The organism is Leucobacter chromiireducens subsp. solipictus (assembly GCF_016758195.1).
Taxonomy (GTDB): domain Bacteria; phylum Actinomycetota; class Actinomycetes; order Actinomycetales; family Microbacteriaceae; genus Leucobacter; species Leucobacter solipictus.
Genome location: NZ_QYAC01000001.1, coordinates 179,401 through 195,342 on the forward strand (window position 1 = coordinate 179,401; position 15,942 = coordinate 195,342).

Here is a 15,942-nt window from a genome sequence, read left to right on the forward strand (position 1 = left end):
GCCAGGAGGGGCCCGCTAGCATGAGGCCGTGAGCTCACCGCCCACAGCCTCACCGAGTGGAGCACACGGCGCACCTCGTCACCACGGACACGCCACGCCGCTTCGTGCAGATCTGGTCCAGCGAGGCCACCGGCGAGTGGATGGTCCGAGAGGGCACGCTCGGCCAGGCCGGACGCGTCCGAGAGACCGGCCTCGATCCCGCGACCGCGCCCTCATCGCGCACGCGATCGAGTGGATCGCGGCAACGCTCGATGAGCGTAGTCTCGACTACCTCGACGGCCACGACGGCCACGACCGCGGCAAGCGCGGCGGAGACGGCACGGTCGTCGTCAATATCTTCGCGCGAGTCTTGGACGGGGACCTCGGGGCGGAAACCGTGATGGCTGCGCTCGGGGCGGACCGCGCGGGCCCCACCCGCGCCTCAACCGGGTACCGCGAGGCGGACGCCGAGGCGTGGACGGTGCGATACGAACGTCGCGCCAGCACACTCCCCAGGCCCGTGGTACACCGGCGGTTGAGCCGCCGCATTTCCCCGCTTGGGCACGGGTCGCAGCGATCCTGCACGATCACACGCTCAGTACGGCACGCCCAGCTGGCAATTGAGCGCGCCGACACCCTCGGCGCGCCTCGCGATGTCACCGCCGCCGTTGGCACCGCGGGCAGTAGTGGCTCGACCGTCCACCGAACGGCACCCGTTTGATCGCGGTGGCGCAGCGCGGGCACGCCTCTCCCCCGCGGCCGTAGGCGTTGAGCGAGTGCGCGAAGTACCCGGCCTGCCCGTTCACGTTCACATACTGCTCGTCGAAGCTGGTGCCGCCCTCGGCGAGGGCCTGCGCAAACACGTCGCGCAGCGCGCCGAGGAGCTCACTGACCTTGCGCGCGCTGATCGCGCGCCCCGCAGTGTCGGGGTGGAGCCGCGCCCGCCACAGCGCCTCGTCCGCGTAGATGTTGCCCACGCCGCTCACGAGCGCCTGGTCGAGAATCAGCTTCTTGATCCCCGAGGCACGGGAGCGCACCCCCGCCAGGAACGCGGCATCGTCGAAGCGGGGGTCGAGCGGATCGCGCGCGATGCGGGCGGCCTGCAGCGGCAGGAGCGAGCCGTCGTCGCTCGTGGGGGCGAGCCGGTCGAGCGCGAGCGACCCGAACAGGCGCTGGTCCGCGAAGTCGACGCGCAGCTCGCCGTGCGTGGGGTGTTCCACCCAGAGCCGGATCCGCACGTGCCGATCGTCCTCCGCGGCGGTGTCGCGCAGCAGGAGCTGGCCGCTCATGCCGAGGTGCGCGAGCAGCGCCCACTCGGCCGCGACTCCCGGCGCTGGGGAATCCGCCGCCGTGGCAGAGGCGGCGCCCGCGACCGGGAGCCACATGAACTTGCCGCGCCGCTGGGGCGCGTCGAACACGAGCCCGGTGACACGCCGTTCGAAGTCGGCGGCGCGTTCAGCTGCGGCCTCGGCCGGCATCGTGACGCCGTGCCCGCCGAGTCCGTCATCGCCAGACAGCGGCAGGTGCCGCTTCAGCGCACGCGCGTCGCGCACCTCCGCGGCGAGCACGCGCGCGCCCGTGAGGGCGGGGGCCAGCCCCGCCCGTACCACCTCGACCTCGGGAAGCTCGGGCACGTCAGCGCGCGCGAGCCCGGAGCCGCGCGACCGCGTCGCGCGCCGCGGCGAGCTCCGCCGCCTTCTTGCTCGTTCCCTGGCCGCGCCCGGTGACGCCGTCGAGCCGCACGCGCGCGAGGTAGCGGCGATCGTGATCCGGCCCCTTCCCCTCGGTCTCGTAGGGCGGGTGCGGCTGACCCAGCTTCGCGGCCATCTGTTGCAGCGTGGTCTTCGGGTCGAGCTCGTCCGTGAGGCGGGTCGGGTCCACGAGCAGCCGGTCAACCAGGCCCAGCACGAACTGCTCCGCTTCGGCGGGCCCCGAGGAGAGATACACGGCACCGATGAGCGCCTCGACCGAGTCCGCGAGGATCGAGTCCTTCTCGCGCCCCCCGGTCAGCTCCTCGCCCTTGCCGAGCCGGAGCACCTCGCCGATCCGGAGCTCGCGCGCGACCTCCGCGAGCGCCACCGTCGACACGAGCGCCGCGCGCCGCTTCGCGAGATCACCCTCGCTCAGCTCCGGATAATCGCGGTACAGCTTGACGGTGACCGCCTGCCCGAGGATCGAGTCCCCGAGGAACTCGAGCCGCTCGTTGTGAGCGGCCCCGCCGTGCTCATACGCCCAGGAGCGATGCGTCAGGGCGAGCTCCACAAGCTCTGGCTCAACCGCGACACCGAGGGAAACGAGAAAGCCGTCGTGGCCGCCCTGAGGCGACCCCGACGGCTGGTCCCGGTCGGTGCGCGGGAGCGATGATTCGTTCCCGTTCACGCGAGCAGTCTTAGATGTCAGCGACCTTGCGGCCCTTGTACTCGAGGAACAGGGGCGTGCCCTGCGAGTCCTCGACCACGCGTGCGCGGTGGGGCAGGCTGTACACCGTCTTACCGTTTTCCTCGGTCTTGACGAGCGTAGGGACCGCAGCCTTCCACGCCGAACGACGGTGACGGGTGTTCGAGCGCGACATCTTCCGCTTGGGAACAGCCATGATGTTCTCTTTCCTACTTGCTTTCAGACCCGGGGGTGTCCCCCTGGCCAGGTTTTCCTTCAATCGGATCGGAATCCGTTGAAACGTTGGTGGTGTCAAAGCCAGCCAGCGCCGCCCAGCGCGGATCGAAATCCGCTTCGGGCACCGCTGCAGCCTCGGCCTCGCGCAGCTCACCGGACTCGGGATCGAGTCCCGGGCAGTCCGGGCGACACACAGGCTGGAACGGCAGTGCAAGCACTACCGCGTCTCGGAGCGGGGGTTCAAGATCCACGTGATCACCGTGAACCCCATACTCGTCGGCCTCCGTAGGAGTATACGCGAAAAGCTCCTGGAATTCGACTTCAAACGGCGTGGTGAAATCTTTCAGGCACCGGCCGCACTCGGCGTGCATCGTGGTGCGCGCCTCGGCGGACACCAGAATCCCCTCGTGGACGGACTCGAGCCGCACGTCGAGCTCCAGCTCCGTGCCCGCTGGGATCTCCGCGAGCGCCTCACCGAACTTCTCCGGCAGCACGATGGTGCGCGACCGCTCACGCATCTCGCCGGGCCTGTTGAAAATGTCCCGGATGTTCTCCTCGAACACACGCGAAGCTCCGCCACCGCGCGCGGTGGTCTGCTCCCCCGACATCAGGCGGGCCGCGTCTTGTCGAGGAACCGCGCGACGGCCGGCGGAACGTACGGGCTCACATCGCCCCCGAGGGAGGCGACCTGCCGCACGAGCGTGCTCGACACGTGCGCGTGCGCCGGATCCGGCAGCATAAACACCGTTTCGACGTTCGCGAGGCTGCGGTTCATCAGCACCATCGGGGTCTCGTAGGCCACGTCCAGCTGCGAACGGATCCCCTTCACCAGCACCGAGGCACCCACCTCTGTGCAGTAGTCCACGAGGAGCCCCACGGACCACGACGCCACGAGAATGTTGTCCGGGATCTCGGGATCCTCGGCGAGGGACTTCTGGATCAACCCGACGCGCTCGCTGAGCGGCAGCATCGCGTTCTTACCGGGGTTGTGCACCACAAGCACGTGGACCTCGTCGAACACGCTCGCCGCGCGCCGAATCACGTCCAGGTGCCCCAGGGTGACGGGATCGAAGGATCCCGGGACGACTGCGATCTTGCTCATACCTTCTACCCTAGCCGTATCGGCTTAGAGTCCGTGCTGTTTCGCGAAGATCACCGCGTGCACGCGATCGCGCAGCTGGAGTTTCGCGAGCACCCGCCCCACGTGGGTTTTCACGGTGGATTCGGAGAGGAACAATTCCCCGCTGATCTCCCCGTTGTTCTTCCCCTCGGCGATTAGGCGGAGCACGTCGAGCTCACGCTCGGTGAGTACCTCAAGCTCGGGTGCGGGGCCACTCGGCGGCACCTCCGCCGGAGCCGGGGCGCCGGCACCCGCGGCAGCCCCAATACGGAGCTGCTCCATGAGCCGCTTGGTGACGCTCGGGGCCATTGCCGCGTCGCCGGAGACGACTCGGCGAATGGCGTCGACGAGCTCGGTGGGCCGGGCATCCTTCAAGAGGAACCCACTCGCGCCCGCCTGGATCGCGCCCGTCGCATACTCGTCGAGGTCGAACGTCGTGAGCACGAGCACGCGGACCTCCGGGAAGCGCTCCACGACCGCCCGCGTCGCCTCGATCCCGTTCATGCCGGGCATCCGCACGTCCATGAGCACGATGTCGCACCCCGTCCCCGCGGTGGTGAGCCGTTCGAGCTGCGCGAGCGCCGCGGCGCCGTCGCTCGCCTCGGCCACCACCTCGATCCCGGGCTCTCCGAGGAGCACGAGCCGGAAGCCGGTGCGGATCAGTTCTTGGTCATCAACGAGCATCACTCGAATCGGGGTCTCAGGCATCTGCGTCACTTTCTTCCGCGGTGGTCGTGTCGGGCCGCTCGAGGGCGGGGGTGCGCGCGGCGGCGCTCACGGGCAGGATCGCCCAGAGTCGCCAGCCGCCGCCGGCGTGTTCGGGTACGGGGCCGGACTCGATCCGCCCGCCGAACACGCGAGCGCGCTCGCTGAGTCCAGCGAGACCACGCCCGGATCCCACGCCCGTCACCGGCTGCGGGGCCCCGGGGACGCGGCCGAAGTCGCGCACCTCAACGCTGGTGCGATCGGTGAGCCGCTGCACGATCACCTCGGCGCGCGCGCCGGTCCCCGCGTAGCGCAGCACGTTCGTCAGGGCCTCCTGCACCACCCGGTACACGGCGAGGTCCTGGCCACGGTCGCCGCTGGCGTCGCCGGACACCGCGAGGCTCACACGCAATCCCGCGTTCGTGAAGCTCTGGACCAACTCGGGCAGATCCTCGACGCCCGGCTGCGGCACGAATTCGGCCCCCTCGGTTTCGGAGTGCAGCGCCCCGAGCAGCCGCCGCATCTCGCCGAGCGCGGTGCGGCCGGTCTCCGCGCTCCGGTGCATCGCGTCTACCGCCGCGTCGGGCGCGGTCGCGGCGGCGCGCGCGGCTCCCTCCGACAGCGCGATCATCACGGAGACCGAGTGGGCGACGATGTCGTGCATCTCGCGCGCGATCCGGGACCGCTCCTCCACCACGGCGAGCTGCGCGAGCTGATGCCGCTCACGGGCCAGCTGGTGGGCGCGGTCGATCACCGCTTCGAGGTACCGACGCCGGTTCCCGAGGTTGATCCCGAGCATGAGGATCGCGAGCAACCAGAGTGCGCTCAGCAGGCTGATACCGATGAACTCCGTGGGTGAGCGAACCATCTCCGCGTCCGCCAGGAACGCGCCACCCGGCCCCATCTGCCCGGCGCGCAGCCCCGCGCGACGAACGTCGAGCCCGAACTGCACGAGGCTTCCGGCGAGGGCGATCCCGTAGCCGAGCCACCCCGCGGGGACGCTGCGATAGACGGGCACCGCATAAATGAGAAAGAGCACCGCGACGCTGTTCGCGAGCCCCTGCATCCCCTGTTCGCCGAACATCACGAGCACGACGACGATCAGACCGGCGAGCGGATACTTGCGCCGGAAGAACAGCGCCGTACCGACCACGGCCATGCGGAGCACCGTGAGTGGCCAGAAGGGCCAGTCCAGGTGCGGCGGGATCCCGATCCAGGTCTGCGAGCCCCCGGCGTCCCAGTCCGCGGCGCTCAGCAGGTCTAGGAGCACGCCGAACAGGCTGCCGATGACAAACCACACCACGATGAACACGTCGACCACGACCGGGTGCGCCGCGAGCGCACGCCGAATGACCCCGGGGGGTCGCGGCAGGCGGAGCTCGGCTTCGGTGATCACGTTCTCACCCTAACTTCTCGACGGTTCGTTTCCGGTCGCGGCGCGACACGGTGCGGGGCGGGGCGGCCTCGCATGGCCGCCCCGCCCCGCACCGGTGCTGCGAAACGCTTACCGCGCGTCGCGACGCTGGAAGAGGATCGCCGCCGGGATCAGCGCGACGGCCGCCCAGATCCCCATCGCGAGGAGCGCGGTCCAGTAGCCGGGGTTTGCGGGCATGTCCGTGAGCCCCATCGACAGGGTGCCCCCGAGCGGGGTCGGAAGGTACGCTGCGGCCACGCCGACCCATTTCCAGCCCGTCATCGAGATGACCTGGAAGACGATCTGCAGCACGAAGGTGATCCCGGCGACGACCGCGATCCCGCCCGCGGTGGAGCGCAGGATCGCGGCGACGCCGAAGGCGAACAGTGAGATCAGCACGAGGTAGGCGACCGTGCCGAGCACTCCGGACACGACCGGAACGGTGACGAGCACGCTCGCCGCTTCGGGAAGGGCCAGCAGTGCGATCCCCAAGCCGCCGAGCACCAGCACGGCCGCGGTGAGCCCCGCGGCCAACGCCAGCACCAGGGCCTTGGCCGCGAATACGCGCCCGCGACGCGGCACGGCGGTGAGCGTGGAGAGGATCATGCCGCTCGAGTACTCGTTCGAAATCGCGAACACGCCGAGCACCCCGAACACGAGCGCCAGGAACGGTGCGGACAGGGTGGAGGCGAAGAGCAGGTAACTCTGCAGCGCAGCGCTCCCTGAGCCGAACAGCGCGTCCGTGCCGCCCACCAGGAGCTGCCCGTTGGACTGCATCAGCACCACGAGCGTGCTCACGCCGAGCCCCATGAGCACGGTGATGAGCAGCGTGATTCGCGTGCTCAGCAGCGAGGTGAACTTGATCCGTTCGCTCCGCAGCACGCCGCCAAACGTCTGCGCGGGCGCGGACGGGGTTGCCACGCGCGGCCGCGCGGCGCTTGGGACGGGGGTCGGGGCCGAGCTGGCATCGATCAGGAGTGTAGAAGTCATGGTCGTGATCCCTTCGGGGGTCTGCAGATTCGGCCCGCGTTACGCGGCCGCGTACTCCAGCTCGGAGCGAGTGAGTTCAAGGTAGGCGTCCTCGAGGGTCGCCGCGATCGGGCTGAGCTCGTGGAGCACGAGCCCGTGCGCGGCCGCCGTCTCGCCGATCTGCGCCGCCGAGAGACCGGTCACCGTGAACCCGTTCTCCCCCGCCGGTTCGAGCCCCGCCGTGCTCTCGGGACCGGACATGAGCAGCGAGGCCAGGCGCGCAGCTTCCGGGCTGCGCACCGTGACGCGCGCCTCGCGGCCAGCGGAGACGAACTCCCCGATGGGAGCGTCCGCAACGACACGGCCGCGTCCCAGGACGATGACGTGGTCGGCGGTCTGCGCCATCTCGCTCATCAGGTGGCTGGACAGGAGCACCGTGCGCCCCTCGCTCGCCAGGTGGCGCACGAGTTGACGCACCCAGAGCACGCCGTCGGGGTCGAGCCCGTTGACGGGTTCGTCGAGGATCAGCACGCGCGGATCACCGAGCAGCGCCGCGGCGATGCCGAGCCGCTGCCCCATGCCCAGCGAGAAGCCGCCGACACGGCGCTGCGCGACGGAGGTCAGGCCGGTCTGTTCGAGCACCTCATCCACGCGACGCTCGGGGAGCCGGTGCGTCGCGGCGAGGGCCCGCAGGTGGCTGCGTGCGCTCCGCCCCGGGTGCACCCCCTTCGCGTCGAGCAGCGCACCCACCTCATGCATCGGCGCGGGAAGATCCGCGTAGCGGCTCCCGTGCACGGTCACCGTGCCGCTCGTCGGCCGGTCGAGCCCGACCATGAGCCGCATCGCGGTGGACTTGCCCGCGCCGTTCGGCCCCAGAAAGCCCGTGACCTTCCCGGGCGCGATCGTGAAACTCACATCGTCGACGGCGAGCTTGCTGCCGTAGCGCTTACTCAGGCCGCGTGCCTCGATCATGGTGTCTCCTTGGGTCATCTGTGCCGGAGTTCGGCGATAATTCCAAGGTAGGCGCGCGTCGGATCCCGCACATCGGCCAGAAGTGCCTGTGTGGGTGGTACCGCGGTATGACGTTGCGCCGGATCGGGTCTGCGCTACGACTTCGCGAGATTGTCGAGCTGACCGACGGTCCGCTCCCGTTCGAGCTGCGCGGCGAGCTCGGGGGCGAAGCCGAGGTTGGGGTCGCGATCGAGCAGTTCAGCCGCCAGGCGCCGCGTGTGCTCGATCAGCTCACCGTGTTCCGCCACGCGCAACAGGCGGAGCTTGGAGCGACCGCCCGACTGGAGGGTGCCCAGGATGTCGCCTTCGCGCCGGAGCTCCAGGTCGACCTCCGCGAGCGCAAAGCCGTCCGAGGTGGCCGCGACGGCCTCGATGCGCTCGCGGGCGACGGACCCCTGTTCCGCCAGGGTCATGAGCAGGCACAGTCCCGGGTGCTCGCCACGGCCGACGCGACCGCGGAGCTGGTGCAGCTGCGAGATGCCGAAGCGGTCCGCGTCGCGCACGATCATGATGGTCGCGTTGGGCACGTTGACGCCCACCTCGATGACGGTGGTGGCCACGAGCAGCCGGATCTCGCCGTCCGCGAATCCCCGCATGATACGGTCCTTCTCGGGGCCGGGCATGCCGCCGTGGAGCCCCGCCATCGGGATCCCCGCGAACTCGGGCCGCGCACGCAGTTCCGCGAGGGTGTCCTCGACGTTCGCGAGCGGACGCTGCGGCCCGGCTCCCGTGCCTGCGCCGGATCCTGCGCCGTTGCCGAGGGCTTCGGCGTCTGCATCGTCGTCGAGCGGCTCGCTTCCGGCCTCGATCTCGCCCGGGGCGATGGCCGGGCAGACGATGTACACCTGGCGGCCCGCGTGCAGATCCTCGACCGCACGGGTCCACACGCGCGCGGCGCGATTGGGCATCTCGCGCTCGGGCACGGTGTAGGTCTCGATTCCCTGGCGCCCGGGCGGGAGCTCTCGGATCGTGGTCACTTCGAGGTCGCCGAACGCCGTCAGCGCGACGGTGCGCGGGATGGGCGTCGCCGTCATGGCGAGCACGTGCGGTTGCGTGCCCTTGCGCCGGAGCGCTTCGCGTTGTTCCACGCCAAAACGATGCTGCTCGTCGACCACGATGAAGCCGAGGTCCGCAAAGGTGACGGTGTCGCTGAGCAACGCGTGCGTGCCCACCGCGATGCGGGACGCGCCCGCCGCGAGGGACAGCAGCGCGCGCTTGCGCTCCGCCGCAGGCATTTTGCCCGTCAGCAGCACCGGGTTGAGTTCGGCCGCGAGTTCGGGACCGAGGCTCTCCGTGATCGACCGGTAGTGCTGGGCCGCGAGCACCTCGGTGGGTGCCAGGAGGGCGCTCTGGCCGCCGCTGCCGGCGACCTGCAGCATGGCCCGCAACGCCACCAACGTCTTGCCGGAGCCCACTTCGCCCTGCAACAGTCGCTGCATGGGGTGCGCCTGTGCCAGATCCGCCGCGATATCCGCGCCCGCCATGCCTTGGTCCCCCGTCAATCGGAACGGGAGCGCCGCGTCGAACCGGGCCAGCTCGTCCCCGCCCGGCGGCCGGGGGGTGCTGGGGGCCTCGGTGGCGCGACGCCGACGGTCCAGGAGCGCGAGCTGCAGGTCAAACGATTCCCGAAAGAGGAGGCTGCGCCGCGCGTTGCGCCAGTCGCCGTCGCGCTGCGGCCGGTGCACGAGCTCGAGCGTCTCGGTGAGCCCCATGATGCCCTCGGCCGCGAGGATCTCCACGGGAAGCGGCTCCGGAACGGGCTCCAGCGCGTCAAGTGCGATCCCCACGGCCTTCGCGATGTTCCAGCTGGTCACTTGTGCGGTGGCCGGGTAGATGGGGACCGGTGTCTCCGACCACATCTTCGCTGCGGCCTCGTCGAGCTGCTCCCCGCCGGGGGCGTCGTGGGCATTCTCGAAGAGCTCATACTCGGGGTGCTGGAGCTGCAGCGTGCTCTGGTACGAGCTGACCTTGCCGGCGAAGATGCCCCGTCGGCCGGGTCGCAGCTCCTTCACGCGCCATTCCTGGTTGAAGAAGGTGAGCGAGAGGATCCCGGTACCGTCGGTGATCCGCACGACCAGGATGTTGCCGCGTCGGCGCTGCATCTGCCGCGATTGCGTGTCGAGGACCTGGGCTACCACGGTGATCTGCTCGCCGACCGGGAGGCCCGCCAGCGGCGTCAGCTCCCCCCGGTGGGAATACCGTCGCGGGATGTGTGCCAGGAGGTCACCGACCGTCAGCATGTCGAAGCTCTTGTCGAGCGCCTGGGCCGTGCGGGCACCGACGACGCCGGCGAGACCGGTGGCGAGGGTGACCGTGGACATGCATCCAGCGTATCGGCCACCTGTGACATTGACGATGCTGGTGCCCGCACGCACGCTACGCTCAAAGGGTGACCAGAGTAATTGCCGGAGCCGCGGGCTCACTCCGCCTCGACGTTCCGAAGTCGGGGACCCGTCCCACGAGCGACCGCGTGCGGGAGGCCATCTTCTCCGCGCTCGAGTCCTGGGGGCTCGTGTCCGGTGCGCGCGTCCTCGATCTCTACGCGGGATCCGGCGCACTGGGCCTCGAGGCCGCAAGCCGAGGTGCCGCAGCGGTGACACTCGTCGAGAAGCACCCGCAGGCCGCGCAGGTCGCGCAGCGCAACGCACGCACGGTGCTCGCCGCATTCCGCGGGGGCGACGCCCCCACCCTCGACGTGGTGCGGCAGTCCGTGCAGGGTTACCTCGATGCCGCCGGGGAGCGGAACGGCTCAGCGCTCTGGGACGTGGCGCTCATGGACCCGCCGTATGACCTGGGCGAGGCGGAACTCTCGGGGAACCTCACCGCGCTGATCCCGCTCCTCGCGGACGACGCGATCGTGCTCGTGGAACGCAGCACGCGGTCCCCTCAGCCGGCGTGGCCCGCGGGCCTCACGCTCGTGCGCGAAAAGCGCTACGGCGAGACCGTGCTGTGGTGGGCGGAGCCGACGGAGCCGACGGAGCCGACGACGTCGCCCGAATCGCCCGCCAATATTCCCGCATAGATTTCTGTGCAAATGGGGCGTATTCTTACAATATGCCTGAAAAATTAGTCACGCGACGCTGGACGACCGAGCGCTGGGAAGCCCATCTGGGCGCTCAGGTCCGCCGAGCGCGCGGTCAGGAGCAGTGGACCCAGGCCGAACTCGCCGCCCGCGCAAACGTGAACCGGAACTCCGTCAGCGCGCTGGAGCGCGGCGAGGGGTCCAGCCTCGCGACCCTGATCCGAGTGGTTCGCGCCCTCGGTCGCAGCGAGTGGCTCGACGAACTCGCGCCCGATCCGGGACCGAGCCCGATGGCGCTGCTGCGCGCACAGCAGCGCGGTGTGGCACCCGCCGCGGGTACGCACGGAACGGAGCAGTAGCCCATGGTCTTCACCCAGGTCGAGGTCCTCGAGGTTCGCGCGTGGGGCAGCACGGTCGGGGCGCTCTCGGGTGGCCGATCCGGCATCGCAAACTTCGAGTACGCCCCCGCGTGGCGCGGGATCGAGCTCTCTCCCCTGCAGATGCCCACTCGCCCGCGCGGCCGCATCTGGAACTTCCCGCGGCTTGCCCCCGACACGTTCCACGGCTTGCCACCCATGGTGGCCGATTCGGCACCGGATCGCTTCGGCAACTCCGTGATCGCCGCAGCGCTCGCGCGCGAGGGCCTGCGCCCGGGCGAGATCCGCCCGATCGACAGGCTCGCCTACGTCGGCGAGCGCGCGATGGGGGCCCTGACCTTTCACCCCGCGCAGTCCCCCGGATCCGCCGCGAGCTCGCTCGAACTCGCCCAGCTCGTGGAGGCCGCCCGCGCCGCCGTACATGGCTCCCTGCAGGAGAATGGACGCACCGACGCGGTCACCGAACTGTTGCAGGTCGGCAGCTCCGCCGGCGGTGCACGCGCCAAAGCGATCATCGCTTGGAACCCCGAGAGCGACGAGATTCGGGCGGGCGGCATCCCCGCCCCCGACGGCTTCGAGCAGTGGCTCCTCAAGTTTGACGGCGTCGGCCACGACGCTCAGCTCGGCGCGAGCGGCGAGTACGGTCGAACCGAATACGCGTACTCGCTCATGGCGCGCGCGGCCGGGATCGAGATGTCCGAGTGCCGGCTGCTCGAAGAGGGCGGCCGCGCCCACTTCATGACCCGCCGCTTCGACCGCCCGGGGAGCAGCGGCGAGCGGCTCCACATGCAATCGCTGTGCGCGCTCGCGGCCGCCGACTACAACGAGACGGGCACCCATGACTACGCCACGCTGTTCTTGGTGGCCGAAGAACTGGGGCTCGGGGCCGACGTGCTCGCGGAGCTGTTTCGCCGGGCCTGCTTCAACGTCATCGCCGCGAACAACGACGACCACACGAAGAACCACTCCTTCCTCATGGACCGGGCCGGGCGGTGGACGCTCTCCCCCGCCTACGACGTCACCTACGCGTACAGCCCCGACAGCGAATGGCTGCGCCAGCACCTGATGTCGGTGAACGGAAAGTTCCAGGACATCACCGCGGCGGATCTGCTCACACTCGCCGATCAGTTCGACGTGCCGGGGGCCCGCGACGCCATCGCCGCCACGGTCGATGCGGTGGCGCGCTGGCCCGAGTTCGCCGCAACCGCCGGGATCTCCGCGCCTCGCGTGGCCGAGGTGCAGCGCCGGCTCGACGCGGTGCGCGCGGAGCTCGGACTGCGGCGCGGCTAACGCGCGGCCTCAGCCCAAATATCGAAGCCAAGCTTGGCGATCAGCACGGCCACGACGATCAGGAACAGCACGCGTATGAAGCGGGTCCCCCGCGCGATCGCCATGCGGGATCCGAGCAGGGCACCCAGGAAGTTCGCGGCCCCCATCACCAGTCCGAACGGCCACAACACCGCTCCCAACGGAATGAAAAACAGGAGCGCACCCACATTCGTGGCACAGTTCACGATCTTCGCCTGCGCGCTGGCGTGCAGGAAGTCGTAGCCGAGAAACCCCACCAGCGAGATGATGAGAAACGTCCCGGTGCCGGGCCCGAGCAGGCCATCGTAGAAGCCGATCGAGACACCAATCGCGAGTCCCGTGAGAAGCTGCCGGGGCCCGCGATACTTGAGCCGCGTGACGGCACCCAGGGTCGGCTTCAGCAGCGTGATGAGCGCGACCACGAGCAGCGCGCCCACGATCACGGGTCTGAACACGGACGCCGGCAAGAATGCCGCAAACGAGGCACCCCCGAAGGCGCTCACCAGCGCGATGCCCGCCATCGGGAGCGCGGTGCGGAGCGACGGCCGCACGGTGAGGTAATAGCTCGCGCTGCTCGACGCCGTACCAAACACGGACGCGAGCTTATTCGTGGCGAGCGCCTGCAGCGGAGTGATCCCTGGCACGAGCAGGAGCGCGGGCAACTGCAGGAGCCCACCGCCCCCCACGACCGCGTCGATCCAGCCCGCGGCGAAGGCGGCGACGCAGAGCAGGGCGAGCGTCTCCCAGCCCAGCCCGTCCGGGAGCGCCGACGCCGTCGCCGCGATCACGGGCGGCCCGCTGTGGCCGCCCGTGATCCAGCGCTACCGATCCTCATTCCGGAACTGCGTGGAGATGATCTCGGTGGTGGTGCCCTCACGATGCAAGCGCGGATCATTCGGCTGCACCGGCACGGTCGCGGTGGCAGTGCCGGTCCCCCCGCGCCGGCCGCGCGTCCGCGGCGACTTATTCGTGCGCGCTTCGAGCCACTTCGCCACCCCCGAGAGGATGAGGCACATCGCGATGTAGATGCCACCGATCACAATCGCCGACGGCAACAGCGGGCGCCCGAACTGCACATTGCTCGAGAGCTGTTTTGCCAAGTACAGCAACTCGGGGTAGGTGATGATGAAGCCGAGCGCCGTATCCTTCATCGTGACCACCAACTGCGACACGATCACCGGCAACATGGCTCGCACCGCCTGCGGCAACAGGATGAGCCGCATCACGCCGCTCTTGCGGAGACCGATCGCGTTGCCCGCCTCCTTCTGGCCGCGCGGGAGCGACTCAATACCCGCGCGCAACGCTTCCGCGAGCACCGAGCCGTTGTAGATCACGAGCGCGATCACGACGGCCCAGTAGGGCTCCATCCGCACCCCCACCGACGGCAAGCCGTAGTACAGCAGCATCATCATGACCAGCACTGGAACCGCACGGAACACCTCGGTGACCGCGGCGACGGGCGCGCGCACCACCCGGTGATCCGACAGCCGGCCAATCGCCAGCACAAATCCGAGCACCATGCTGCCCACGGCCGCAGCGGCAAACGCGCTCAGCGTCTTTCCGAGCGCCTGCAGGATCTGCTCCCAGATGGTCGAGTAGGTGAAGATTCCCCATTTTGCGGCCGAGAACTGGCCCGTGAGCGAGAACCGATACACGAAGAAACCGACGATCGCGATCACCACCACGATCGTGACGATCGCGACCACGCGGTTGCGCAGGATCGCCCGTGGACCGGGCACGTCATACAGCACCGAGGTACTCATCGTGCGATCCTCCATCTCTTCTCAAGCCGGTTCTGAATAAAACTGAGCACAAACACCATGAGCACGAACACGAGCGCGACCCACAGGAGCACTTCCATGGGGTTGCCCGGCCGGCCGGCCGCGTCGTTGATCGTGGCGCGCATCGCAGCAAGCTCGGCGACGGAGAAGCCCGCGGCGATCGTGGTGTTCTTCAACAGGGCAATAAACACACTCATCATCGGGGGCACCACCGAACGGAATGCCTGCGGAAGGACGACCAGGGTCATGACCTTCCCAAACGGAAGTCCGATCGCACGCGCCGCTTCAGCCTGGCCCACCGGAACGGTGTTGATGCCCGCCCGCAGCACCTCGGCGACATAGGTCGCCGTGTAGATCCCGATCGCGAGCACCCCCAGAATCAGCGGCTCGACGCGGGTGTGAAACCCCAGCGCTGAATAGCCAAAGACAAAGAAGAAGAATACGAGCGTGAGCGGTGTGTTTCGAATGAGCGTCACGTACACCGTGCCGACGGCCCGGGCCACCGGCACCGGCGACACGCGCATCGCCCCGACGATCATGCCCAACACCAGCGCGAGGATGCCGCCCAGCACGAACACAAGCAGCGTGTTCCGAATGGCGGTGCCCCACAAATCGAGGTTTCCGAAGATGACGTCCATACGCCTTCCTCCTCAGACAGGAATCCCGGGGTGGGTCGCAACGCGTGCGCCCCACCCCGAGAGTCATTCGGATTAGTACGCGTCGACCTTGGGCTGGTCGACCGTGATCCCCGAATTTCCGAGGTTCTGGTCAAAGATTTCCTGCCACGTGTCGCCGCCGTCCGTGAACAGCGTGTTGATGTGCTCGCGCAGCACGTCATCGCCCTTCGGGAGGCCGACGCCGTAGTTCTCCTCGGTGAGCAGCGGACCGGTGGTGACCATCAGGTTGTCCGGATCCTGCGCCGCGTATCCGATCAGAATCGCCTGATCCGTGGTGACCGCATCGGCCTGACCGTTGATCAGCCCTTCCACGCACGCGGAATAGAGATCAAACTCCTGGGCTTTGATCTTCGGGAAATTCTCCTTGATGTTCTGGATCGGGGTCGACCCCGTTGCCGAGCACACGGTCTTCCCGTCGAGCTCTTCCAGCGACTGGTAGTCCGTGCCGCCGGACTTCACGAGGAGCCCCTGCCCGGTGACGAAGTACGGCCCCGCAAAGTCGATGTCCTGCTTCCGCTTGTCGTTGATCGAGTAGGTGCCGACGTAGTAATCGACGTCGCCGTTCTTGATCGCCTGCTCCCGGTTCGCGGACGCGATCGCCTTGAACTCGATGTTCTCCTCGTCGTAGCCGAGCGACGCGGCAATCCAGCGTGCCACGTCCACGTCAAACCCGCTCCGTTCCTTGGTGACGGTGTCCAGGTAGCCGAGGCCGGGCTGGTCTTCCTTCACCCCGATAACGACCTCGCCGCGATCGGCGATCTTCGCGAAGGTGGGGCTCCCCTCGAGGGTCACCCCTTCCGCGACCTCCCAGGGGGACGCGCTGGAACTGGTGCCGTCCGAGCCGGCATCGCCCCCGCCGCCTTCTCCTGCCGGGCTGCCACTGTTGCAGGCGGTGAGCGTGAGCGCCGCGGCGGCAAGGAAACCGACCGTGGTCAGTGCTTTGGTGAATCGCATGTGTGCGTTCCC

18 protein-coding genes are annotated in these 15,942 nt (G+C 69.0%); 4 read left to right on the forward strand and 14 right to left on the reverse strand.

Annotation, left to right across the window (positions count from 1 at the left end; translation table 11 throughout):
• The first annotated feature begins 56 nt into the window (after nucleotides 1-56).
• On the forward strand, nucleotides 57-380 hold the full coding sequence (locus D3230_RS00830; RefSeq protein WP_202343118.1) for a hypothetical protein: 324 nt from the start codon (nucleotides 57-59) through the stop codon (nucleotides 378-380).
• Nucleotides 381-635: 255 nt separating this feature from the next.
• On the opposite strand, the gene mutM is transcribed toward D3230_RS00830, so the two are convergent.
• From mutM to D3230_RS00880, 10 genes are all read right to left on the reverse strand, one after another.
• Nucleotides 636-1,613: a bifunctional DNA-formamidopyrimidine glycosylase/DNA-(apurinic or apyrimidinic site) lyase gene (mutM, locus tag D3230_RS00835; protein ID WP_202343119.1), complete on the reverse strand. Its 978-nt coding sequence runs from the start codon at nucleotides 1,611-1,613 to the stop codon at nucleotides 636-638.
• A 1-nt stretch (nucleotide 1,614) separates the two neighbouring features.
• Nucleotides 1,615-2,358 carry a ribonuclease III gene (gene rnc / locus D3230_RS00840; protein ID WP_202343120.1) on the reverse strand — a complete coding sequence of 248 codons (744 nt, stop codon included), beginning with the start codon at nucleotides 2,356-2,358 and terminating at the stop codon, nucleotides 1,615-1,617.
• 10 nt (nucleotides 2,359-2,368) lie between these two features.
• Nucleotides 2,369-2,572 carry a 50S ribosomal protein L32 gene (rpmF, locus tag D3230_RS00845; RefSeq protein WP_087016013.1) on the reverse strand — a complete coding sequence of 68 codons (204 nt, stop codon included), beginning with the start codon at nucleotides 2,570-2,572 and terminating at the stop codon, nucleotides 2,369-2,371.
• Between the two features lie 13 nt (nucleotides 2,573-2,585).
• The gene (locus D3230_RS00850) at nucleotides 2,586-3,200 is read right to left on the reverse strand and encodes a YceD family protein (RefSeq protein WP_202343121.1); all 615 of its coding nucleotides are present in this window, start codon (nucleotides 3,198-3,200) and stop codon (nucleotides 2,586-2,588) included.
• Nucleotides 3,200-3,694: a pantetheine-phosphate adenylyltransferase gene (coaD, locus tag D3230_RS00855; RefSeq protein WP_202343122.1), complete on the reverse strand. Its 495-nt coding sequence runs from the start codon at nucleotides 3,692-3,694 to the stop codon at nucleotides 3,200-3,202. Before coaD ends, D3230_RS00850 begins: the two co-directional genes overlap by 1 nt.
• 24 nt (nucleotides 3,695-3,718) lie before the next feature.
• A complete protein-coding gene (locus D3230_RS00860) occupies nucleotides 3,719-4,420 on the reverse strand; it encodes a response regulator (protein ID WP_202343123.1) in 702 nt (233 codons plus the stop codon).
• The gene (locus D3230_RS00865) at nucleotides 4,413-5,813 is read right to left on the reverse strand and encodes a histidine kinase (RefSeq protein ID WP_202343124.1); all 1,401 of its coding nucleotides are present in this window, start codon (nucleotides 5,811-5,813) and stop codon (nucleotides 4,413-4,415) included. Before D3230_RS00865 ends, D3230_RS00860 begins: the two co-directional genes overlap by 8 nt.
• A 108-nt stretch (nucleotides 5,814-5,921) precedes the next feature.
• Nucleotides 5,922-6,821 (reverse strand): ABC transporter permease, encoded by a 900-nt coding sequence (locus tag D3230_RS00870; protein ID WP_202343125.1) that lies wholly within the window; start codon nucleotides 6,819-6,821, stop codon nucleotides 5,922-5,924.
• 39 nt (nucleotides 6,822-6,860) lie between these two features.
• Nucleotides 6,861-7,772, reverse strand: coding sequence for an ABC transporter ATP-binding protein (locus tag D3230_RS00875; RefSeq protein WP_202343126.1), 912 nt, complete (start codon nucleotides 7,770-7,772; stop codon nucleotides 6,861-6,863).
• Nucleotides 7,773-7,906: 134 nt separating this feature from the next.
• Nucleotides 7,907-10,132, reverse strand: a complete 2,226-nt coding sequence (locus D3230_RS00880) for an ATP-dependent DNA helicase RecG (RefSeq protein ID WP_202343127.1) — start codon at nucleotides 10,130-10,132, stop codon at nucleotides 7,907-7,909.
• Between the two features lie 68 nt (nucleotides 10,133-10,200).
• Between D3230_RS00880 and D3230_RS00885 the strand changes: the two genes are divergently transcribed.
• The 3 genes from D3230_RS00885 to D3230_RS00895 are packed head-to-tail and all read left to right on the forward strand — an operon-like array spanning nucleotide 10,201 to nucleotide 12,500.
• Complete coding sequence (locus D3230_RS00885; protein ID WP_202343128.1) at nucleotides 10,201-10,833, forward strand: RsmD family RNA methyltransferase; 633 nt, start codon at nucleotides 10,201-10,203, stop codon at nucleotides 10,831-10,833.
• A 32-nt stretch (nucleotides 10,834-10,865) separates the two neighbouring features.
• Nucleotides 10,866-11,192 (forward strand): helix-turn-helix transcriptional regulator, encoded by a 327-nt coding sequence (locus D3230_RS00890; RefSeq protein ID WP_202343129.1) that lies wholly within the window; start codon nucleotides 10,866-10,868, stop codon nucleotides 11,190-11,192.
• 3 nt (nucleotides 11,193-11,195) lie between these two features.
• The gene (locus D3230_RS00895; protein WP_202343130.1) at nucleotides 11,196-12,500 is read left to right on the forward strand and encodes a type II toxin-antitoxin system HipA family toxin; all 1,305 of its coding nucleotides are present in this window, start codon (nucleotides 11,196-11,198) and stop codon (nucleotides 12,498-12,500) included.
• Here the strand turns inward: D3230_RS00895 and D3230_RS00900 are convergent.
• The 4 genes from D3230_RS00900 to D3230_RS00915 all read right to left on the reverse strand — a co-directional run bounded on the left by D3230_RS00900 (nucleotide 12,497) and on the right by D3230_RS00915 (nucleotide 15,930).
• Entirely contained in the window at nucleotides 12,497-13,306 is an 810-nt protein-coding gene (locus D3230_RS00900; RefSeq protein ID WP_420029008.1) for a TSUP family transporter, read from the reverse strand. The two genes, D3230_RS00895 and D3230_RS00900, sit on opposite strands and share 4 nt — an antisense overlap.
• 33 nt (nucleotides 13,307-13,339) lie before the next feature.
• Complete coding sequence (locus tag D3230_RS00905) at nucleotides 13,340-14,281, reverse strand: amino acid ABC transporter permease (RefSeq protein ID WP_237466631.1); 942 nt, start codon at nucleotides 14,279-14,281, stop codon at nucleotides 13,340-13,342.
• Entirely contained in the window at nucleotides 14,278-14,937 is a 660-nt protein-coding gene (locus D3230_RS00910; RefSeq protein WP_202343132.1) for an amino acid ABC transporter permease, read from the reverse strand. The genes D3230_RS00905 and D3230_RS00910 overlap by 4 nt, the downstream gene beginning before the upstream one ends.
• Nucleotides 14,938-15,009: 72 nt before the next feature.
• Nucleotides 15,010-15,930: a glutamate ABC transporter substrate-binding protein gene (locus D3230_RS00915; protein WP_202343133.1), complete on the reverse strand. Its 921-nt coding sequence runs from the start codon at nucleotides 15,928-15,930 to the stop codon at nucleotides 15,010-15,012.
• Nucleotides 15,931-15,942 lie beyond the last annotated feature (12 nt).